General features: G+C 52.1%; 17 protein-coding genes, 2 tRNA genes and 1 pseudogene. 10 read left to right on the top strand and 10 right to left on the bottom strand.

What is annotated here, in order from left to right; all coding sequences use genetic code 11:
• From Q0628_RS15795 to Q0628_RS13125, 4 genes and pseudogenes are all read right to left on the bottom strand, one after another.
• Positions 1-115, bottom strand: a pseudogene (locus tag Q0628_RS15795) (DNA mismatch repair protein MutT); the annotation flags it as partial.
• Positions 115-1,206, bottom strand: coding sequence for a 3-isopropylmalate dehydrogenase (gene leuB / locus Q0628_RS13135; protein WP_298771680.1), 1,092 nt, complete (start codon positions 1,204-1,206; stop codon positions 115-117). The pseudogene Q0628_RS15795 and the gene leuB, both read right to left, overlap by 1 nt.
• 60 nt (positions 1,207-1,266) lie before the next feature.
• Positions 1,267-1,830: a manganese efflux pump gene (locus Q0628_RS13130; RefSeq protein ID WP_298771678.1), complete on the bottom strand. Its 564-nt coding sequence runs from the start codon at positions 1,828-1,830 to the stop codon at positions 1,267-1,269.
• 1 nt (position 1,831) lies between these two features.
• Positions 1,832-2,629, bottom strand: a complete 798-nt coding sequence (locus tag Q0628_RS13125) for a hypothetical protein (protein WP_298771676.1) — start codon at positions 2,627-2,629, stop codon at positions 1,832-1,834.
• 72 nt (positions 2,630-2,701) lie between these two features.
• On the opposite strand from Q0628_RS13125, the gene Q0628_RS13120 reads away from it, so the two are divergent.
• The 5 genes from Q0628_RS13120 (at position 2,702) to Q0628_RS13100 (ending at position 6,988) form a co-directional block, all read left to right on the top strand.
• Positions 2,702-3,067 (top strand): c-type cytochrome, encoded by a 366-nt coding sequence (locus Q0628_RS13120; RefSeq protein ID WP_298771673.1) that lies wholly within the window; start codon positions 2,702-2,704, stop codon positions 3,065-3,067.
• Positions 3,068-3,212: 145 nt separating this feature from the next.
• Complete coding sequence (locus Q0628_RS13115; RefSeq protein ID WP_298771672.1) at positions 3,213-3,776, top strand: cytochrome c3 family protein; 564 nt, start codon at positions 3,213-3,215, stop codon at positions 3,774-3,776.
• 22 nt (positions 3,777-3,798) lie between these two features.
• Positions 3,799-4,695: a 4Fe-4S dicluster domain-containing protein gene (locus Q0628_RS13110; RefSeq protein WP_298771670.1), complete on the top strand. Its 897-nt coding sequence runs from the start codon at positions 3,799-3,801 to the stop codon at positions 4,693-4,695.
• On the top strand, positions 4,695-6,536 hold the full coding sequence (gene nrfD / locus Q0628_RS13105) for an NrfD/PsrC family molybdoenzyme membrane anchor subunit (protein WP_298771668.1): 1,842 nt from the start codon (positions 4,695-4,697) through the stop codon (positions 6,534-6,536). Before Q0628_RS13110 ends, nrfD begins: the two co-directional genes overlap by 1 nt.
• A complete protein-coding gene (locus Q0628_RS13100) occupies positions 6,533-6,988 on the top strand; it encodes a hypothetical protein (protein WP_298771667.1) in 456 nt (151 codons plus the stop codon). The genes nrfD and Q0628_RS13100 overlap by 4 nt, the downstream gene beginning before the upstream one ends.
• Here Q0628_RS13100 and Q0628_RS13095 read toward each other — a convergent pair.
• Complete coding sequence (locus tag Q0628_RS13095; protein ID WP_298771665.1) at positions 6,985-7,731, bottom strand: hypothetical protein; 747 nt, start codon at positions 7,729-7,731, stop codon at positions 6,985-6,987. The genes Q0628_RS13100 and Q0628_RS13095 overlap by 4 nt on opposite strands.
• Before the next feature lie 12 nt (positions 7,732-7,743).
• A complete protein-coding gene (locus tag Q0628_RS13090; protein ID WP_298771663.1) occupies positions 7,744-8,754 on the bottom strand; it encodes a hypothetical protein in 1,011 nt (336 codons plus the stop codon).
• A gap of 126 nt (positions 8,755-8,880) precedes the next feature.
• Here Q0628_RS13090 and Q0628_RS13085 point away from each other — a divergent pair.
• A tRNA-Lys gene (locus Q0628_RS13085) sits at positions 8,881-8,953 on the top strand.
• An 87-nt stretch (positions 8,954-9,040) separates the two neighbouring features.
• A tRNA-Pro gene (locus Q0628_RS13080) sits at positions 9,041-9,114 on the top strand.
• Between the two features lie 312 nt (positions 9,115-9,426).
• On the opposite strand, the gene trmFO is transcribed toward Q0628_RS13080, so the two are convergent.
• The 3 genes from trmFO to Q0628_RS13065 all read right to left on the bottom strand — a co-directional run bounded on the left by trmFO (position 9,427) and on the right by Q0628_RS13065 (position 12,401).
• A complete protein-coding gene (gene trmFO, locus Q0628_RS13075; protein WP_298771661.1) occupies positions 9,427-10,764 on the bottom strand; it encodes a methylenetetrahydrofolate--tRNA-(uracil(54)-C(5))-methyltransferase (FADH(2)-oxidizing) TrmFO in 1,338 nt (445 codons plus the stop codon).
• Between the two features lie 74 nt (positions 10,765-10,838).
• Complete coding sequence (locus Q0628_RS13070; RefSeq protein WP_298771659.1) at positions 10,839-11,294, bottom strand: hypothetical protein; 456 nt, start codon at positions 11,292-11,294, stop codon at positions 10,839-10,841.
• Positions 11,295-11,303: 9 nt separating this feature from the next.
• Entirely contained in the window at positions 11,304-12,401 is a 1,098-nt protein-coding gene (locus Q0628_RS13065; RefSeq protein WP_298771682.1) for an IMP cyclohydrolase, read from the bottom strand.
• Positions 12,402-12,598: 197 nt separating this feature from the next.
• Between Q0628_RS13065 and Q0628_RS13060 the strand changes: the two genes are divergently transcribed.
• The 3 genes from Q0628_RS13060 to Q0628_RS13050 all read left to right on the top strand — a co-directional run bounded on the left by Q0628_RS13060 (position 12,599) and on the right by Q0628_RS13050 (position 19,294).
• Positions 12,599-16,024, top strand: coding sequence for an MFS transporter (locus Q0628_RS13060; protein ID WP_298771658.1), 3,426 nt, complete (start codon positions 12,599-12,601; stop codon positions 16,022-16,024).
• Between the two features lie 65 nt (positions 16,025-16,089).
• Positions 16,090-16,974 (top strand): hypothetical protein, encoded by an 885-nt coding sequence (locus Q0628_RS13055; protein ID WP_298771656.1) that lies wholly within the window; start codon positions 16,090-16,092, stop codon positions 16,972-16,974.
• A 124-nt stretch (positions 16,975-17,098) separates the two neighbouring features.
• Positions 17,099-19,294 carry a DUF6055 domain-containing protein gene (locus Q0628_RS13050; protein ID WP_298771654.1) on the top strand — a complete coding sequence of 732 codons (2,196 nt, stop codon included), beginning with the start codon at positions 17,099-17,101 and terminating at the stop codon, positions 19,292-19,294.
• Between the two features lie 147 nt (positions 19,295-19,441).
• Here the strand turns inward: Q0628_RS13050 and Q0628_RS13045 are convergent.
• A partial coding sequence (locus tag Q0628_RS13045) for a pyridoxal-phosphate dependent enzyme (RefSeq protein WP_298771652.1) occupies positions 19,442-20,089 on the bottom strand: 648 nt, incomplete at its 5' end.

The raw sequence follows: 20,089 nt of genomic DNA, 5'->3' as shown, positions 1-20,089 counted from the left end.
ACTTGCCGCCAATGCCGATCCACTTGTCCTTGTTGATGTCGTTTTTCTTCTTGACGCGGTGGAGCAGTAGGTACTTGCCGTCTTGTTCGATGTAGCAGAGGGTTGTGTTGAGCATTAACCCAATGCCTTGATAATCGCGTCACCCATTCCAACTGTACCGACCTTGGTGCAGCCTTCCTGGTAGATATCGCCAGTGCGGAAGCCCTGGGCAATGACCTTTTCGCAGGCAGCTTCGATAGCCTTGGCCGCTTCTTCTTCCTTGAAGGTGTAGCGAAGCATCAAAGCCACGGAGAGGATCTGGGCGAGCGGGTTAGCGATACCCTTGCCTGCGATATCCGGAGCGGAACCACCGGCCGGTTCGTACAGTCCGAAGGAACCTTCGGCGATAGAAGCGGACGGGAGGAGGCCCATGGAACCGGTGAGCATGGCGCATTCGTCGGTGAGGATGTCGCCGAAGAGGTTCGGGCAGAGGAGCACGTCGAATTCACGCGGGCGCTTCAGGAGCTGCATGGCAGCGTTATCCACATAGAGGTGCTCGAGAGTCAGTTCCGGGTAGTCCTTGATGACTTCGTTCACGACTTCGCGCCAGAGCACGCTCGTGGTGAGCACGTTGGCCTTGTCGATGGAGGCAACCTTCTTGTTGCGGAGCATAGCGGCGTCGAAAGCGAAGCGAGCGATGCGTTCGACTTCGTAGCGGCTGTACTTCATGGTATCGAAACCGATTTCTTCCTTGGAGCCCGGAACGCCTTCGCGGCCCTTCGGCTGGCCAAAGTAAACGTCACCCGTCAGTTCGCGGACGGTGAGGATGTTGAAACCGTCGCCAACGATGTCGGCACGGAGCGGGCATGCACCAGCGAGTTCCTTGTAGACGCGGGCCGGGCGGAGGTTGCAGAAAAGCTTGAAATGCTTACGGAGCGGGAGGAGAGCACCGCGTTCCGGCTGCAGGTTCGGGGGGAGGTGTTCCCACTTCGGGCCGCCCACGGAACCGAAAAGAATACAGTCAGAAGCTTCGCCCAGCTTGAGGGTGCTTTCCGGAAGCGGGGAACCGCTTTCGTCATAGGCGGCACCACCCACGTTTGCCCATTCGGCGTTCACGTCGAAACCGAACTTCTTGGAAACCACGTCTAGCACGCGGACAGCTTCTTTCATGACTTCGGGGCCGATACCGTCACCCGGAAGCACTGCAATCTTGTAATTCTTGCTCATTGTTAATCCTTGGTTTATAATTTGAACGGGTACAAAGATAGTAAAAAAGGGTCTTGATGCCTAGAAAAACATCTTGAAGCCGATGATAATTAGAATAATTCCTGCGATGATTTCGGGAATCTTGGTCTTGAACCGTTTGGCGGCGTGACGGCCGATTTCGTAGCCGAGAACGCCCATGATAAAGCTTGCAAGTGCAATGGCGCTGGTGGCAAGAACCATGTTCGCGTTCAGGAATGCAAACGAAATCCCGACAGCGAATGCGTCAATACTTGTCGCGACTGAAAGCAACAGAATGTTTGCGATTGTCAAGTTTTTCGCGGCAATCTGTTCGCCTTCTTCTTCGCCCGCATCACCGCGGACGGCACCCCAAATCATGCGCCCGCCCAGAATGCAAAGGATGGTGCAGGCGATAGGCGTGCCGACAGCGTTGAACCATCGCTCGGCGAAGCAACCCAGGAAATATCCGAGCAGCGTCATGCCGCCCTGGAATACTCCGAAGCTAACCGCTTGGAGCATGGCGCGGCTGTACTTGATTCCTTTCTTTGAAAGTCCCGTGGCAATCGCGACGGCAAAGCAGTCCATCGCCTCTACAACCGCGATAATGATGATTTCAATAATGCCCATTTTACTTTGTGAACTTGTAGCGGCCCAGCAAATCGAAGTAGCGAACCTTGGGCGAAATCTTTACCGGAGCGCGACGCTTGTGGATGGCGGTGGTGGTATTTCCGGGCATACTCATATAGAATTCCTTTAGGTAGGAATCGTCGCCATTTTGAGTGTATTCTTTTAAAACGAAACCGCTTGCGCTTGGAATGACTTCTAGATTGCTTCTGATGTAATTGTCTTCGGCGTTATAGCTATTGCATTTGGATTTATCCTGAGCGTCGTTTATAAAGATTTCCTGTCGGAGTATGGGAGCCTTGTGCTTATAGGTCAGCGTATCGCCAGACAAGGTATATTCGTCAAAGTACTCGTCATCGTATTGAAACATGTAGAACTTGTAGTAGTGAGGCAGACTTTTTTCTATGGATGAATCGGATAAAATGCCGTCTTCAAAATATATCGTGGTGCCAATGATGGTGTCATTGGATGTCCTGCTAGAAAAGATAATTTCTTGTCCTTTTTTGGAAAGTTCCGATTCGGAGTTCACGTAAAAAAAATTTGTTGTGTCTAATTCGTTGTTGAGAGCATCCCAGGAGATTCTTTGTGCAATGCGATCGTTTTTCCATACAAAGGTATGGTGATTGTCGTAATCATCTTGGTTGTCGCTTTCGTCGTGATGGCTGACATGAATCGAATCTGGATAAGGCGATTGTGTATTTTTTGTGATGCCGTTTCTATTGGATGCAAATACGGCTTCAACGCATGTTATGGCATTTGCAAAACCCGCCAAAAGCAGTAGGCAAAAAAGTATTTTTTTCATTTGTGTCTCCTATGTGTAAAAATAAAAACATATATTTGATTTGTGTGGATTTTAGCCACAAAGGATGGTGTTTTGAAACTGCGGGTAGCGGTCATAGTCTTTGTTTCGGTGTGTGCACTTTTTGCGGTGGATGCATTTGTGCTTCCGCCGGTTACGCCCGAACTCAAGAAAGAGGCGCACGAGTACTTCAACAACGAATGCAAGGGATGCCACCGCTGGGCGCGCAAGTTCGCCGCCCCGCCCATGAAAGACAATGTGGAACACTATGCCGAAAATCCGGAAGGCATGGTTCTCTACCTGATGCATCCGACTCCGCAGCACCCCGATGAATGGCCCGCAATGGAAATCACTCCGCTTACCGAAGAACAGGCGAAAATGATGACGGCATGGCTCCTGTACATTCTCAAGAATCCCGATGACCCGGGGAGGCCGAAGTAAAGAGTGTAATGTGGGATGTGTTGGATAATTGATGATGGATGATTGATGATGTGAAATTAGAACTTAGAGTTTAGATGTCATCCTCCAAGTGAAAAGAGGAGGATCCATCCGGTCTAGTAAATAGTGGTTGGTGGTTGGTAGTTATATGTTTGACCTGAATAGAAAAAACATCTTAAATGCAAAGCCTTCGCTTAAATTGGTGACGCTGGTGTTCTGTGTGGTCTTTGCATTTTTCTTGGCAGATTTCTTGATGGGGGAGATGCGCGTTCCAGAACGTGCCGTGGGCTCGATTCCTTTTGACCATGCGTTGCACGGCGATTCCATCGGTTTGGACTGTGCCGCTTGCCATACGGGCTCGCGCGCCTCGGCGAATGCCTTTATGCCCTCGAAAGCGGACTGCATGGACTGCCATAGGCTCCCGCTGACCGAAAATCCGGGAATCGAGACGCTGGATTCCATGCTTGCAAAAGCCGATGACGAGCCTTGGTCCCATAAGCGCCATTTGCCGGATCATGTAGTGTTCCACCATGGCGTGCATGCGGCTGCAGGCGTTGCTTGCGCCGATTGTCACGGCAGGGGCTACATGCAGAACCGCTACGGCGGTGAATTGTTCAATATGCAAAGTTGCCTCAAGTGCCACAGGGGCGAGACTTTCAAAGAAAAAGGCTTCAATCCGGCGGCCACGTACTGCGCCGCTTGCCACCGCTGATTTGTGAAGGTATCTTATGGGTATGGATCGTCGCGAATTCATCAAGAGTTGCTCGCTGGTGGCCGTCATGGGGCTCCTTTTCGGTTGCCGTAAGTCGGCGGTCCTCGGCGATATCGCGTCGCAGCTCTCGGTGCCCGAACTCAAGCGTTTTGAAGACGAAGTCAAACTCGCCATGTCGCAGGCGAAAAAATCCCTCGACCTCGTGAAGATTCCGACCCCGGGCGCTCTCAAGATTCCGGGAGCCTCGACCCTCAACCGATTCGGCATGGCGATCGACCTGGATGCTTGCGACGGTTGCGGCAAGTGCATTCTGGCCTGCAATCTCGAAAATAACGTGCCTCTCGTCCCTGACGAAGATGCTGCCCGCGGGCGTTTTATGCACTGGGTCGACATGCGCGGCAGCGCCCCCTTCATGTGCGCACACTGCGGGAATGCCCCGTGCGAACGGGTATGCCCGACCGGGGCTGCGAACCACACGCCCGATGGCCTGAGCGCCATGATGTACAAGCGCTGCACCGGAAGCCGTTTCTGCGGCGCAAATTGTCCCGTTCAGGCCCGAAAGTTCAATTTTAACGATGCCCCAAAGCTCGGGCTAGCCCGCCAGTTCAATCGCGAGGTCCCGCTCCGCGACAAGGGCGTTATGGAAAAATGCAGTCTTTGCCTGCACCGCCTGCAGAACGACCGCCTTAAATTCAAGACAAAAATTTCGGCGGGCGCTGCTACGGAAAACGCCGAATGGCGCGGCCGCGGCGTCAAAACCGCCTGTGCCGAAGCTTGCCCCCAAAACGCCATCCTCTTTGGTAACTGGCTCGACGAAAAGTCGCCGCTTGTCCAGCTCACCAAGAACCGCGTGCTGTACGCGCCGCGAGAACTGGCCGACCTTGATCCTTCCGTGGTATTTATGCGGGGGAGGCGCTAATGTTCAAGTACCTGATGCTTGCAGGCCTTGCGCTGTTCTTGCCGGGGCTTTATGCTCTGGGGTACTCTGTTTATCAGGGGCCCTCGGCTTGGATGGTGGATTCCCAGACCTTCTGGGGAACGCCCATTAGCCTGTTTGTTTTCTGGATTGGGCTTGCCCATGCAGGCACGCTGTTGTCGGCGATATTCCTTGCGCTCGATATCAAGCTGGACCGCCGCACCGCCTTGATTGCGGAACTTTCGACGCTCGTGAGCCTTGTGTTTGCAGGAATTTTCCCGCTGATGCACTTGGGCGTCATCGATAACTTTTACATGGTGGCCCCCTTCCTCGATGCCCGCGGCAACTTTGCGAACGTGCGTTCACCCTTGGTTTGGGACTTCTGCTGCATAGCCGTGTATGCGGTTCTCTCGCTGCTGTTCTTTGTGACGCACCTTTATACGAAGCGGGCTCCTAAATTGGATATAATCCGCAAGCCGATGGCCTGGCTCCTGTTTCCGCTGGTGCTTTGGGTACATACGATAGTGAGCCTGGATTTTGCGACCACATTCGTGCCCGAGTGGCGCGGCGCATTCTTCCCGGTCTACTTTATCGCGGGGGCGATCCTTTCGGGACTTGCCCTTGTAAACTTGCTACTCTGTGCTGAAGGTTATCGCGTTCGTCTCCTGGAACGTCTGCAGTTGATTTGTTCTTGGTTTCTTTGCGCCATCTGGATTTGGGATTTCCTGCTGAAGGATTCGTTCTGCACGTCGGCTTTTATCTTCGCAGGAGTATTGCCGCAGCTTCGTATGGTGTCGGTGGTTCGTGAATCCAAGCTGGGACGCATTGCGCTTTCGACGAGTGTTCTCGTCGGCCTTTTTCTGGAACGTTTTTTCCTTGTTGCGCCCGAAAGAGGCGTCTCCGGAATAGCTGGATTCGGTTGCGTAGATCTTGGACTTGTCGCCTTTTCAGTGGGCGGTTTCATGCTGCTCTATTTTGCGCTTCGCCGTTACCTGAATGATTCGATGGAAGGAATGGGGGCATACTTTGGCGAGGTGGATGGTAGCGATATGGCCAAACTTGAGGAAGACGCCGAAAACAAGGCGCATGGCGTTCCTAAATCAAAAAAGGGCTTTTATATCCATCCATGGTCATCGGATGAGTACAGGATGCTTCGTTTTCCGCTTTTCGTGGGTATTATGTCGTCGGTCATCTTTGCATTTTGGGCTTGGGCGCAGTTGCCGTTTGAAAATGTCGGTCTTTCGCTTGCAAACCTGATTCCGCTGCTGTATCCGATTGTGGCCCTTGTTACGGTGCTAGCGCTTTATATTCGGCTTTTCCTAGTTGACAAAATTTTTGTCCCGAATGCCAGGGAAAAATTATTTGGAATGTCCGGTCTTGTCGTGTTTGCCTTTTGTGCCGGGGCTTTCTATGCAGGCGGCGTTTCGATAAAATCGAGCGAGACTGTTGAATCTCGACCTATTTCTCATGAAAATCCCCTGAAGAAGTATATTCGCGAGATGAGCCGCGATGTCTCAGATTCTTCGGATGTCGATGCTCAGAGAACCTTGCCGCATGCAAGCCTCCTCTGGAAATCCCGCTGTGCGACCTGTCATGGTGCTGATGGGCTCCTTAATGAAAAATTCATTCGCGAGTTTTACCCTGTTCCGCAAAATGTGGATCTGCTTAGGATTGATAGCCTGGGTATAGATTCGCTGGTTAAGGTCGTGCTATATGGCCGTAACAACATGAATCCTTACGGCGACCGACTGACGCCTGCCGAGGCTCGCGGACTTGTGCTCTACATGCGTCAACTTGCACTGGAAAAAGCGTCTGAAAATATAGCGGCGGAGGGTGGACGATGACTCCGTTAGTAAACGCTTTTGCTTGTTTAATCGCACTTGGCTGCGCTCTGTTCCTTTGGCGCAAGGGGTCTTCTCCGTATCGTAACGGAGCACTCTTGGCTGTTTTTTTGGCTCTGTTCGTCGTATTCACCTACTTTGGCGGTATTGATTCGAAAATAGACAACTCCGAGATAGAGCATTACCCGTTCCGCATGATGGCTCTTTGCCTTTGCCTATCGACAACGTCGCTTCGTTTTTACCGCAGGCGTTATTTGGTTCTGTCTCAGGCGCTTTGGTGCTGGATTGAACTCTTTGGTGGGATTGCACTCTATTACCGTGGTTTTGACATAGCCTGGACGCGTATTCTGGCCTTGCTCAGCATGACGTTTTGCAGTACTTTCCTCTCGAAAATTTCGAAGGAAATGGAATTTTGTCTGATGGTGCTGTGGATCGCCATCTGGGTGTTTTTTTAGGATATTTCTTTCAGGTAATCTGCGGTGAGTTTTGACAAAGCAGTCGCCTTGTCGCGCTTGAACTTGAGTTCCTTCGTATTGAACCAGAGCGGAATCGTGCCTGGATGTCGAACACTGAATCCGAGAAGACTCGCTACATTCAGATTTTTGTAGATGATTTGCCATTGGGGACGGATGCTTGCCGCAGCCTGAAGGTAATCCCCGTTAATAAGGCTCGGCGCCTTATTGTCCAAAGAGTTCTTTAGTTGCGCCACCAGGTATGGAACGCTGAACATTTTTCCGCCTGCGTGGGCCATACGGAGTGAATAATCTAGCAGTCTGAATTCCGGAGGAAGAGTCAGGTCGAACAAGCCCGTACGCTGGACGATCCGACTTGAAAACACGCCTATCAATGGATTTGATGCCGCCACAAAACGCATCTTTTCGTTTCCAGAAATGGGGGCGAACCCCTTGGTTCCGTTCAGCAGCAGTCCACCGAAAAATTGCCCGTCGAATTTAAGCCGAGGCGCAAAGGCGTCCACCATCGGAAACCCGTCATTGATCTGAGCCAGATTGTTCAGAAAATCACGGTCTATATGGACTGAGGGATATGTAAAAATAATCCATTCTGCTTTGAGTCCCTGCAGTGGACGGTTCCAGTCGGAGTCGTGAAACCAGCCTAGGGCAGGATCTTCGAAGGGAGGCTTCCAGGAACTGAACCGCGGACCGTTTTCTTCGAATACAAAGATATCAAACTGCCGCATTATCATCTGTCGTTAGAAATTTAGACGCAGCCCCAGTCTGTGCTCGTGTCCCAAACCTTCGGCAAGGTACGAAAAGCTGTAGTCGAGTGAGAATAGGTTCGCATTGTAACCGAGGCCTGCGCTCAGCATGTGGGCGTTGTTCGTTTCGTTGGGACGGTCTTCGGAGGCAAACAGTTCCTTTGCGTCACGAATCAGGTCTAGCCAAGTTCGCTCAAAACCAAGCCTGATAGAGAAACTTTGGCCAAGTGCATATTCACCACCGAGACTGAGGAAAGGTTCCTGATAGCGCGGGAAATCACTGTCGATAAATACCGTGAGGCGGGGAAGTACGGTGGGCCTGACGTAACCGGCAATTGCATAGGTCTGCGACATCGGGTAATACTTGTCTTCGCCATCGTCGACATAGTCGCGTAGGAGACATCCGAAATCACGGGCCATCACGGCGAAACCGAAACGCTTGCTTTCGGACTGCCATGCGACGCCCCAGTCAAATGCGGCTCCCAGTGCGGTTCTGTCACCCGAATCGTCGGTCAGGTTGTCCGAGGCGAACTTGAATGTTGCACCGAACCTCACATGCTTGAACGGATAGGCAATGGTGGCCGTTGCCAGTTGGCTAAAGGGTTCATAAACCTCGCCGGTCTCTTGTCCGAATTCGTCGTAACCGTCAATTGAACCATACGACTGCCAGTTGTACGACATCTGGAAAATGAGATTGCCGGAATGTCCCGTATAGTACAGGCTTCCTACATTGTCGGCCATGTCACCGGTCTGCCAGTGGGCCGCTGCAACATGGTCCTTTCCTTCGGGTAGGACGATTGCAGCTGGGTTCAGCTGCGTGATTGTGGGATCGGTTGAAATTCCTGCTCCTGCGGATTTTTCGAGGGCAGCGTTTCGGGGGCTGTCAAAGGTATTGATGAACGAAAAAACTTCCTGTCCGGCATCTCCCTGCGAAAAATAGGCATGACAGACTGCTGGGATTGCGAGCAGCGTCGAGGCCGTTGTCAGAAAGCGTTTTAAAAGCATGATTGAAATTTACAAATATTAAGGGGAAAGCAACGGATTATATTGTAAAAAAGGCTTTTTTTTTCACAAATGAGCCAAAATCCGCCTTTACAAAACGCAAATGCTTTAATATATTTGGGTGCGTTCGGGCTACTAGCTCAGTTGGTAGAGCAACGCCCTTTTAAGGCGTGGGTCGAAGGTTCGAGCCCTTCGTAGCTCAGGAAACCGGTTCTAGATTTTCTAGAATCGGTTTTTCTTTTGAAAATTGCTCCTCAAATGAATGTTATTTTATTATATTTGTCGCACTCGGGGTGTAGCTCAGCCTGGTAGAGCGTCTGCTTTGGGAGCAGAATGTCGTCAGTTCGAATCTGGCTACCCCGATACAAAACGCGACCCCTTCGGGGGGTCGCTTTTTGTATCGTGCTAACGCCAGATCGAACTGACCAGTTCGACAAAATTTGCCTATGCACGAACAGCGAGAGTGCGAAAGGCGAATTTTGCGCAATGCCGTTAAGGCATCGCCCGTAGGGTTCGCGCCGCTCGGCGAAGCCGAATAGCGGCAAGAACAATCTGGTTACCCCGATACTTATGGTTGACTCTTTTTTCGGGGTGGGGGGCGTTGCGGGGTGTCCCCGCTAGAGAGGGGGGTGAGCAACAGAGTGCGAACCAGGGAGAGACCTCTCCCTGCAAAGACTACATGATTTTCCTATCCGCAATCCACTTTCTCACGGATTCTTCGGCGCGAGCCGCAAGAATCTCTTTTTTATTCTTTTTCTTGAGTCCTTCGTGGTGGGGGAGCAGCCCGAAGTTGAAATTCATCGGCTGGAAGTCTTCGTTTTCTTCGACCAGACGGTTCATCAAGGAACCGATGCAACTCTCGTCGGGGAGCGGGTCGGCGTGCCCGTGCAGAATCGTCTGCGCCATGTTCCAGGCGGCGTACCAGCCGGTTGCTACCGCTTCGGTGTAGCCTTCGCTACCGGTGATTTGCCCGGCGAACCATGTAGGCGGAATGCCCTTGGCGCATTCAAGATCCGGGCGCAGGCGGAGCGTTTTATCTAGGAACTTGGGCGATTCAATGAACGTGTTGCGGTGCATGCAGCCGAGGCGCGCAAATTTCGCGTTCTTGAGCGCCGGCACCATGGTGAAGATTTCTTTTTGCGTGCCCCACTTGAGGCGCGTTTGGAAACCCACCATGTTGAACAAAGTCTTTTGCTTGTTCTCGGCGCGGAGCTGGATGACTGCGTACCACAATTTCCCGTTGTTGCCGAGCCCAAGGCCAATCGGGCGCATGGGGCCGTGACGGAGTGTCTCGAAACCGCGGCGAGCCATTTCTTCGACGGGGAGGCAGCCTTCGAACAGTTCATTCTTTTCGAAGGGGCGCGGCTCGGTGCTTTCGGCTTCGCAGAGTTTGCGCACAAATTCAGTGTAGGTTTCCTTGTCCAGAGGGCAGTTGATAAAGTCTGCCGTTTCGCCCTTTTCCCAGCGGTTGCGGTAAAAGGCGTGGTCAAAGTCGATGCTGTCGGTTTCGACAACCGGAGCGATGGCGTCAAAGAAGTGCAGGCGATTGCTGCCGAGGCGCTTGAAGATGTCGTCGGCAAGGGCGTCGCTGGCCAAAGGGCCTGCTGCCACTAAGGTAGAGCAGTCGCCTTCGAGGCTTGTGACTTCTTCGCGATGGAGTGTAATGTTTGGTGATTCAGCGATTTTACGTTCAACTGATTCGCTGAAAATATCGCGGTTCACGGTGAGGGAATCGCCCGCAGGAACGGCTGCCTCACGGGCGGAGTCCAGCAAAAAGCTCCCGAGCATCGTGAGTTCCTGCTTTAAAAGACCGTGGGCAGATGTAATGCCCAAAGCCTTAAAGCTGTTGGAACAAACTAATTGGGCGAGATGGCCGTCTTTGTGCGCAGGCGTGTTTTTCACCGGGCGCATTTCGTACAAATCGACTTTAAAACCGCGGTTCGCCAACTGCAAAGCCGCCTCGCAGCCCGCAAGACCACCACCGATTACACGTACGCGTTGCTGTTCATTCATTTATTAAGATCCTTCGACTTCGCCTACGGCTACGCTCAGGATGACTCTGTCTACTGCCTACTTCCTACTGTCTACTAATTCGCTATCATCTTGCGGTAGCTTTTGGCGTTACCAATCCAGAGTTTCACGAGTAACTCTTCGAGCGAGGCCGAAGTCACGTATTCCGGATCGGCATCTTGGATCTCGTCGGAAATCATGTTGGCCTGTGTCTGGTTCAGCATGCCGTAGTAAAGCGCTTCCATGAGCTGCGACAGGAACTCGGGTGACACTCGTGCCACGTAATCCATGTCGTTGAGCGGCGGAAGCTGTGTCTTGTCGGGGCAGAACTGGTCCAGGTTGTCCATGGTCCACAGGTCGGCAGCCTTTCCCATGTCTGCCGTCATAGCGACACTCTTGATGGCGGAACGGTATTCGTTCCACTCCTTCGCTGTGGTCTTGCCGGCCTTGCGGATTTTTTTCAGGAAGGAAAGGACCGTGTAGTATAGGTCCTTTTCCCGCTGATTGATTTCCTTTTGGGAGGTTGGAACCATAGATGACCCTTAGTGGCGGAAGTGCCTCATGCCGGTGAACACCATGGCCACGCCAAGCTTGTCGCAGGCTTCGATGGAGAGGTTGTCCTTCTTGGAACCGCCCGGTTGCACGATGTACTGGACGCCGGCCTTGGCTGCGGCTTCCACGTTGTCTGGGAAGGGGAAGAAGGCGTCGGAGCCCATGACAACTTCGCTGAACACCTTCTTTTCGAGAGCCTTGAGACCGGCCTTGTCGATGCACTTGCCCTTTTCGTTGAAGAACTTCTGGGCGGCCTTCATGCGGGCCACGTTGTCGCGGACGCGGGGCTGGCAGAGGCGAAGGTTACTATCGATGCGGTTGGGCTGGCCGGGGCCAAGGCCGATGACCTGGAAGTAGCCGCGGGCGTATTCGTAACCCATGACGATGGCGTTAGACTTGGTGTGCTTGGTCACGATCCAAGTGAAGCGGGCGAGGGCTTCCTTGTTCTTTGCGAACTTCTTCTTGGTGACGCATTCGAACTTTTCGTAAACGTCCACGTCGCGGTCCTGAACCAGCATGCCACCGATCACGTGCTTGTAGACCTTGCAGCGGGTTGCCTTCTTGATCTTGCCCACTTCAAGGAGACGAATGTCCTTGGACTTGTTCTTCAAAAATTCCAGAGCGTCCTTGTCGAATGCCGGGGCGAGAAGGATTTCGACGAACTTGCCCTTCAGGAATTCGGCGGTTTTCAGGTCCACCTTCTTGGTAACGGCAATCACGGAACCGAAGGCCGACACCGGGTCGCCTTCCCAGGCGGCTTCCATAGCGTTGCGCAGGGTCTTGCCGGTAGCAAGGCCGCAGGGGTTCATGTGCTTCACGATAACAACGGCATTTTCGTCTGCGAATTCGCGAGCCATTTCCAGAGCGGCGTCGGCATCCACGATGTTGTTGTAAGAAAGTTCCTTACCCCAGAGCTGCTTTGCGGTGGCGAGGCTTGCTTCGGTGCAAGTCGGGTCGCGGTAGAATACAGCGGACTGGTGGGAGTTTTCACCGTAGCGCATGGGCTTCGGGTTAACGAATTTCAAAACGAGTTCTTCGGACATAAGGTTTCCTTTGGATGTTTTTCTTAAATATAGAAAAGAATGTATTTCATGAAGGCATTTATGGGGGAATGGGTGTATCCTGGTTGAATTTAGTTCATGTATTATTTTTGTAAGAAATGTGGCTTAGAATATCTTTTTGGAGGTGTTTCCTAGTGAGGAATATGTATTTCATTTTTTGATAAAGGTCTCCATTTTTTAAATTTAGTGTAGGGTTTGGAAAACCGTATACCAAAGGTACTATAATGTGGAAAACTAAAGGCGCCGTGCGCTATTTCCTGTCTATCCTCGCGATGACATTTGTGCAGATGGGTGTGTTCATTTATGCCCAGAAAATCCTATCGGGGTCCTTCGTCAATGTTGAATCGGGACAGACCTGGCAAGCGTTCATGCTGCAGATATTCTTCCTTGCGCCCTACATATTGATGGTATTCTTTGCTGGTTTCTTTACCAATAAGTTTTCGAAGAACAAGGTGCTTGCGTGGTCCGCGCTCTTCATGACGGTCTTTGTGATTGCTCAGGCAGTGCTCGTCTCCTGTAACTGCCCGCGCGTAGCCTTCTGGCTTTCCATTGGGCTTAGCTGTGGCTTTGCTGTACATAGTGCTGCTAAATATGGTATCCTCAAGGAAATGTTTGGTGTACGCAATTTGAGCTTCGCGAATGCTTTCTTGCAAATTTTTGGACTTACGGGCATCATCTGCGCCTCGTGGCTTGCCGTAGTGGGAGTGAACCTGATAAATCTCGAGTCTCTCCAGTCCTATGCAGCGGTTCATTTGATTACATCCAAGTCCATCGTGATTCCGTGGATTCTTGCGGGGGTTGCCATACTTGGTACGATTGCGAGTTTCCTTGTCCCGAAGGTCAAATATGAAAATCGAAATGTGAACATCTCGAAAGTCAAGAAGCATCTGAGCCTGGGTTGGCGTGTTCCGACTTTGCGCGCTTCGATTATAGCCCTTTCGATGTTCTGGGCGCTGGCCCAGGTTTTCGTTCTCATGTATCAGGATGTTTCGGGTTCTTACGCGATTGATACAATCCAGAATTATTTAGCCTATGCGATTGCTGGTCTCATGGTGGGTTCCATTATTGCGGCAACCAAGTCTAAGGACTTTATCGAGACAGGGTTCATTCCGATGGGTATGATCGGCGTGTCATTTTGCATGTTCCTTGTTCCGTTCTTTGTGCATCCGGTGGCGCTTGTCGTGCTCTATTCGCTCACAGGTCTTTTCGGCGGCATGTTCCTTGTGCCGGTCAATGCTCTGTTGCAGTATAATACGCGTCCAAACAATTCGGGCTCCGTGCTTGCGCTTGCGAATATGATCCAGGCAATCGTTCTGATTGTATTCCTATTCATTTTCTCGCTGATGGTGCATTACACGAATGTCCGCCCGCAGCTTTATTTCCTTGGTATTTCGCTGATTTCGGCCATTGTGTTCATCTGGACGATTTCAAACTTGCCGCAGGCCTTATTGCGTACGATGCTCAAACTTGTATTCAACCGTTATCGCATTCGTGTGCTTGGCGTGCAGAATATTCCGAACGAAGGTCCGGTACTGTTGGTTGGAAATCATCACAGCTTTATTGATTGGGCCATGATTCAGATGGCTTCTCCGCGCCCACTCTGTGTTGCAAGCAACAAGGATCACTTCGAACGCTGGTTCCTGCGCTCAGTATTGAAGCGTCTGGGCATGATCCGTATCGACAACAATAACCCCAAGGAGGCTTTGGACAAGATTCATGAAGCGCTCTTGGCGGGCAAGGCGGTCGTGATGTTCCCGACTGGCGAAGTGTCGAAGTCTCCGCATGTGGAACCGTTCAACATAGACTATTCTTCTGCTGTTGATGATACCGATGCCGTCATTATCCCATTCTATATTCAGGGCCTCTGGGGAACGAACTTTAGCTATAGCGGTTCCAATATGTACGGTGCGTCTGCCGATCGTTCTGTGACCGTTGCCTTTGGCGAAGCCATTCCTGCGAACACTCCGCCTAACGAGGTTCGCGCCATTGTCCGTAAGATATCGATTGATGCGTGGAAGTATGCGGTCAAGTTCGTGCGCCCGATTGCGTCTTCCTGGATTCGCACTTGTAAACGCTATGTGAAGCATGGTCCTGCCATCTATAGTCCCGATGGTAAGCACTTCTCGGGGTATAAGCTAATGGGTGCCGTGATGGCATTCCGTAGCCTTTTGAAGAAAAAGCTTGGCAAGGATGAGCAGAATGTCGGCATCATGCTTCCGCCCAGTCCGGCTGGTGTCATCGTGAACCTGGTGCTTTGGGTCATGGGCAAGACGAATGTGAACCTGAATTATACCTCCTCCGTGGATAATGTGAAGTATTGCTGCGAAAGGGCCGATGTTACGACGGTTATTTCGAGCCGACAGTTTATTCAAAAGTTGAAAGGGAGAGGTAATGATTACTCGCAGATTGCTTCGGACAAGTTGCGCATTCTCTATGCCGAAGACTTGATGAAGGAAATTCCGACCGCGAAGATTGCCGTTTTCCTTGTGCTATGCATTATCATGCCGTCCTGGTTGATCCGCTTTGTTTTCTGTAAACGCACGAATATTGATGACACTGCTGTTATTGTGTTCAGTTCCGGTTCCGAAGGAACACCGAAGGGTGTTCTTCTTAGCCACAGAAACCTGATGGGCAATATCCAGCAGCTGGCCTGTATCTTGAATGTGAGCCGCGGCGATGTGATGCTTTCGGAGCTTCCGCTGTTCCACAGTTTTGGTCTGACCGTGACGACTCTGTTGAATCTGACTGAAGGATGTCCGATTGTTGCCGTAGCGGACCCGACCGATGTGAAGACGATGGCTCGCGTCTGTTCTGAATTCCATGTGACTTGCATGGTGGCGACCCCGACATTCCTGCGTGCCTTTACTGTGAGCCGCTATGTGCATCCTCTCGTGTTCAAGTATGTTCGCATCATTATTGCCGGTGCCGAAGCCCTGCGTCCAGAACTTGCGACTGCATTCCGTCTGAAGTTTGGTAAAGAAATTTATGAAGGTTACGGTTGTACTGAAACAGCTCCAGTGGCTTCGGTGAATACCGAAAATACACTCCATAACGACTTCATGACACTCCAGGTCAACAACAAACCGGGGACGGTTGGTCCGGCACTTCCCGGAACGCAGTTCCTAATCGTTGATCCCGACACGAATGTTCCGCTCCCGACGGGTGAGGCGGGCATGATCCTGATTGGCGGTTGCCAGGTGATGCAAGGCTACCTCAAGGATCCTGAACGCACTGAAAGCGCAATCGTCAAGATTAACGGCATTCGTTATTATCGCACGGGAGACAAGGGCTATCTTGACGAAGATGGATTCCTCACGATTGTGGACCGTTACAGCCGTTTCGCAAAGCTTGGTGGTGAAATGGTGAGCCTTGGTGCCGTTGAAAAGAAAATTCAGGATACGCCAGTCTTGGAAGGCTGCGATTATCTTGTTACTACGATACCTGATTCCGCGAAGGGCGAAAAGATTGTTCTCCTGTACCAAGGCGAAAAGGATCCGAAGGATGTGCTTTCGGAACTTCGAGCGAGCGGATTCCCGCCGATCATGCTCCCGGCTCTTGCTTTTGCTGTCGAAAAGGTTCCGAAACTCGGTACGGGTAAGGCTGACTTTACATCGGCTAAAAAACTCGCGAAGGAACTCGCAGGAGTATAATAATGTGAAATGTGGAGTGTGAAATTTGTAATTTGTCATTACACACTTCACACTAGTAATAGCCTATGACTGAAGAAAAAGAAATCCATGGACTGACTCCGGTACGTACGGCGCGGCTTATTGCGTCGATGATTGCGCTGATGGGCATGGTTTTCTTGTTGATTGAACGCGTGCTTTCGGCAGTGCTGACGATGGCAACCGAAGGTGTCAAGATGGGACTTGCCCGGTACAACAACTTTACGGGACAGTTTGCCGCCAATAATTTTGCGCAGGATAAACAGCTTCTGAAGCTTCTCAAGGAAGTCAAGGATATTTTGCCTACTGCCGAAGGCGTCTTGACAGTATTGCTTGTCGTCGCCATCGTTCTTTTGGTCATTGCAGTTGCAGGACTTGCTCTGCCGCGTCAGTTTGCGCATGTCCTTGTTGCCATGAAATTGCTCAAGTGGGAAACGGGCGAGGACTCGGCTGAGACTGGTGGCTCCTTGCGAGACACGTTAACTCGGTTTGGAAACATTCCTATCAAGAAGTTTGGCATTCCAAGTGCGATTGTTCTTGCTGTCATTGTCGCTTTTTTTGCCGTCCGCAGTTGCCATGAATCGGTTCTGCAGGGATCTGTTGATAGTGCCGTGCAAGAAATGCAGCAGCGTTCAGTTACCTATATCGAAGCGCAGCGTGCCTATTTCTTAAAGACAAAGACTGTTGGCGGGTCGAAAGTCTTGCAACTAGAAGATTCCATATCGACGGATTATTTTGATTATAAAATTACGCAGTCCCGTTTTGTGGCTTCTTCAAAAGTCAATCTAGGCAATTGTCCGGCCGGAAGCAAATGGAGCATCGTTGCCTCCGCAAAGGGCTTCTTCGAAAAGGAGCTTCAGTTTGCTCGCCAGATGCCCAAGGATTCGGCCTGTGTCAAGCTGACTCCCGATTACAAGAAAGTCGGCCGGAAATAGTAGCCTTTAGCACGCTTTTTGCACATTATCTGATCGTAGGTTTCCCTCTTTTAACTTTTTTTCCCAGAAAAAGGATATATTCATATTGTCTCGCGCATGTGAGGCTGATTTCAGGGAGTAAGTGATGATGCGGATAATGTTGGGTGCTTTTGCGATTATGGTCTCTACGGGTTTTGCTGCCATCGAGTGGGTAAACCAGTGTGCCAGTAACGGCTTTACGCTGATTGCGGAATCGGATCATTTTGAAGTTTGCAAGAAGCCGACGACGGACGACGGCCAGGCGAACAATGTGTCCATTCCGAATTCGGATGCGCAGGGCGTGCTCACGTCGCTCGAAAAAGTTTATTCATTCTATATCGATTCGCTCGGCTGGATGTTGCCATTCCCGAAAAGTCCGGATAAGAAACTCAAGAGCAATATCTATGTGTTCGACAATTCCGTGATGGCGGCGCTCTACGGCGGGCAGGACTACGTGAAAGGCCTGAACAACGAATTCGGACCGGGCATGTGGATTGGCGTGGGCTCGCTGAAGGATTACTGGGGCACGTCGCACGAATTTGCGCACGGCCTGCAAGGCGTTGCGGGTTGGATGGGCAACAATAGCCATTCGGGCTGGTTCGCCGAAAGCCATGCGAACTGGATGGCCCACCAGTACAATCCGAACGACGCCCACTGCGCGGAATACCTGATTAATTATCCATACCTGTATTACGGCTCCACGCGCGACCGCTACTGCAACTGGCAGTTCTTGGAGCACCTCAAGGAAGAATTCGGCGGCGGCCACAAGGGCGCACACGAGGTGAACCGAATTTGGATGGAATCGATTCGCGACGGGGAAGACGGCCGCATGGAGCAGACGCCGTTTACCGCGATGATGATGGTTTACGGCTGGTCGCTCGATAGCTTGAACCAGCAGTTCGGTAAGTTCGCGATGAAGAACGCGACGCTTGAATATGCGCCTGCAAAAAAGGCTTTGTACAAGAAGTCCTGGGGCGACTATGAATTCAAGACGCGTCGTGACGCCAGCTGGGGCGACAATTACCGCAGGCACACGCGCGTGACCATGCTGAACAAGATGGAATGCGCGGCGGGCGAGAAGTGCGCGGACCGCTACATTTCGCCGAGTTATTGGGCTCCGCAGCGCTGGGGCTACAACCTGGTGCGAATCTATCCGGATTCCGCTGGAAAGGTCACCGTCAAGTTCCGCGGCATTGTGCAGGACAAGCCGACTGTGAGCGGGTATAAATGCTTTGGCGACAACACCGACCACTACATGGGAAAATCATACAACTGGTGCAATTACGCGCCCGACAAGCTGCCGGACCCGGCCTCGGGCTGGACGGTCGGGCTAGTCGCGGAGGGCGCGGACGGAACGCCCCGTTACAGCGAGATGAAGCATGGAACCGGATTCAATCTTGAAATCGAGACGAAGGCAAGCGACAAGGCTTTGTGGCTTGCCGTGACGGCGACTCCGACCGAGATGCAGACGATTCTCTGGGACCAGTTCTACTACAGCATTTACCGCTACCCGTACATGATCGAGGTCGTGAATGGCGCTCCCGAGGGCTACAATAAGGATTTCTGGAAACCCGCAAATGCAAACGGCTACGCCAAGCACAGCAACGGCGGCGGCCTCGTGAGCAGCAAGGCGAAGGTCGATGCGAGCGTATACGTGGGTCCCGATGCGGTCGTGAACGGCGGCACCGTTTCTGGAAACGCCCGCATCGAGGATTTCGCGGTCGTAGACGGCGGAACCATTAGCGGAAATGCCGTAGTCCGCGGCCGCGCGCTCGTGACCGCAGGTACCATCGGCGACGATGCCGTGCTCGAAGAAGACGCCTGGCTCGTGAGCGGAAGCATTACCGGCAAGGCGAAAGTCGGCGCGCTTTCGATTATCGTGAATACGACGGTAACCGACGATGCTCAAGTCTACGGCGTGATGTGGGCGGTAAATGGAAAGAAGCTTTCTGGCACGGCGCAGTTGCGCGGCGACCTCGAAAACAACTTCGATCAGGAACTTACGAAGGGAATCTTCTACGGCATGGTCGACAATGGAATGCTTAACAATGCAAACTACGGCGCAGATCTCACGACTCCGCCAACCGATGCGACTGCAAGCCTGGATAAGGCCGTATGGTATGCGGTGGCGGACGACTCTACAGACTCGGGCACAACGGATATTGGGCTCTTGCCGCAAGTGCGTTCTCTTGGCACAAGCGCTCCCAAGCTGTTCTTCGACAAGAAGGAACAGGCTGTATTTATCCGCTACAAAAAAAACGGGCGTGAATTCCGCTATCGCGTGACGGGCCGCAAGAATTAAGGAACTTCTTGAATATGAAAAGTCCCGGACTTTGGATCCGGGACCTTTTAAATTCTAGGAGATCCTTCGACGCGATGCCTCGGGGCATCTTGCTCAGGATGACTCAACGCCATTTCATGGCTAAGGCAACAGAGTTGCCTAGTTTCGTTACACTTTCGGCAACTGGGCGAGGCTCTTCGCGATGTCTTCATCCGTCGGGATGTAGTCGCTCATTTCACCGTCGTTGAACTTCTGGTAGGCCACCATGTCGAAGTAACCCGTGCCGGTGAGGCCGAACACGATGTTCTTCGCCTCTCCGGATTCCTTGCACTTGAGGGCTTCGTCGATTGTCGCGCGGATGGCGTGGCTGGATTCCGGAGCCGGGAGGATGCCTTCGGTCTGGGCGAAGAGCTTCGCGGCCTCGAACACCTTGGTCTGTTCCACGGAGGCTGCACGGATGAGCTTCTGGTCGTAGAGTTCAGAGAGGATGGTGCTCATGCCGTGGTAGCGCAGGCCTCCGGCGTGGTTCGCGGACGGGATGAAGCTAGAACCCAGCGTGTACATCTTGGCCAGCGGGCAGACCTTGCCGGTATCGCAGAAGTCGTAGGCGTACTTGCCGCGGGTAAAGCTCGGGCAGGATGCAGGCTCAACTGCGATTATTCTGTAATCAGCCTCGCCGCGGATCTTCTCACCCATAAACGGCGCGATCAAACCGCCCAGGTTAGAGCCGCCGCCGGCGCAGCCGATAATGATATCGGGCTTAATGTCATATTTATCCATTGCGGCCTTGGTTTCCAGGCCGATCACCGTCTGATG

The sequence above is a fragment of the uncultured Fibrobacter sp. genome (assembly GCF_937877005.1).
GTDB lineage: Bacteria > Fibrobacterota > Fibrobacteria > Fibrobacterales > Fibrobacteraceae > Fibrobacter.
The sequence above is the reverse complement of the archived record's forward strand: the minus strand, read 5'-3'. Positions and strand labels throughout refer to the sequence as shown.

What these genes read in the sequence shown, in the direction of transcription:
- leuB (WP_298771680.1), bottom strand. Translation starts at nt 1,206, where the DNA reads ATGAGCAAGAATTACAAGATTGCAGTGCTTCCGGGTGACGGTATCGGC.
- Q0628_RS13130 (WP_298771678.1), bottom strand. Translation starts at nt 1,830, where the DNA reads ATGGGCATTATTGAAATCATCATTATCGCGGTTGTAGAGGCGATGGAC.
- Q0628_RS13125 (WP_298771676.1), bottom strand. Translation starts at nt 2,629, where the DNA reads ATGAAAAAAATACTTTTTTGCCTACTGCTTTTGGCGGGTTTTGCAAAT.
- Q0628_RS13115 (WP_298771672.1), top strand. Translation starts at nt 3,213, where the DNA reads ATGTTTGACCTGAATAGAAAAAACATCTTAAATGCAAAGCCTTCGCTT.
- Q0628_RS13110 (WP_298771670.1), top strand. Translation starts at nt 3,799, where the DNA reads ATGGATCGTCGCGAATTCATCAAGAGTTGCTCGCTGGTGGCCGTCATG.
- nrfD (WP_298771668.1), top strand. Translation starts at nt 4,695, where the DNA reads ATGTTCAAGTACCTGATGCTTGCAGGCCTTGCGCTGTTCTTGCCGGGG.
- Q0628_RS13100 (WP_298771667.1), top strand. Translation starts at nt 6,533, where the DNA reads ATGACTCCGTTAGTAAACGCTTTTGCTTGTTTAATCGCACTTGGCTGC.
- Q0628_RS13095 (WP_298771665.1), bottom strand. Translation starts at nt 7,731, where the DNA reads ATGCGGCAGTTTGATATCTTTGTATTCGAAGAAAACGGTCCGCGGTTC.
- Q0628_RS13090 (WP_298771663.1), bottom strand. Translation starts at nt 8,754, where the DNA reads ATGCTTTTAAAACGCTTTCTGACAACGGCCTCGACGCTGCTCGCAATC.
- trmFO (WP_298771661.1), bottom strand. Translation starts at nt 10,764, where the DNA reads ATGAATGAACAGCAACGCGTACGTGTAATCGGTGGTGGTCTTGCGGGC.
- Q0628_RS13070 (WP_298771659.1), bottom strand. Translation starts at nt 11,294, where the DNA reads ATGGTTCCAACCTCCCAAAAGGAAATCAATCAGCGGGAAAAGGACCTA.
- Q0628_RS13060 (WP_298771658.1), top strand. Translation starts at nt 12,599, where the DNA reads ATGTGGAAAACTAAAGGCGCCGTGCGCTATTTCCTGTCTATCCTCGCG.
- Q0628_RS13055 (WP_298771656.1), top strand. Translation starts at nt 16,090, where the DNA reads ATGACTGAAGAAAAAGAAATCCATGGACTGACTCCGGTACGTACGGCG.
- Q0628_RS13050 (WP_298771654.1), top strand. Translation starts at nt 17,099, where the DNA reads ATGATGCGGATAATGTTGGGTGCTTTTGCGATTATGGTCTCTACGGGT.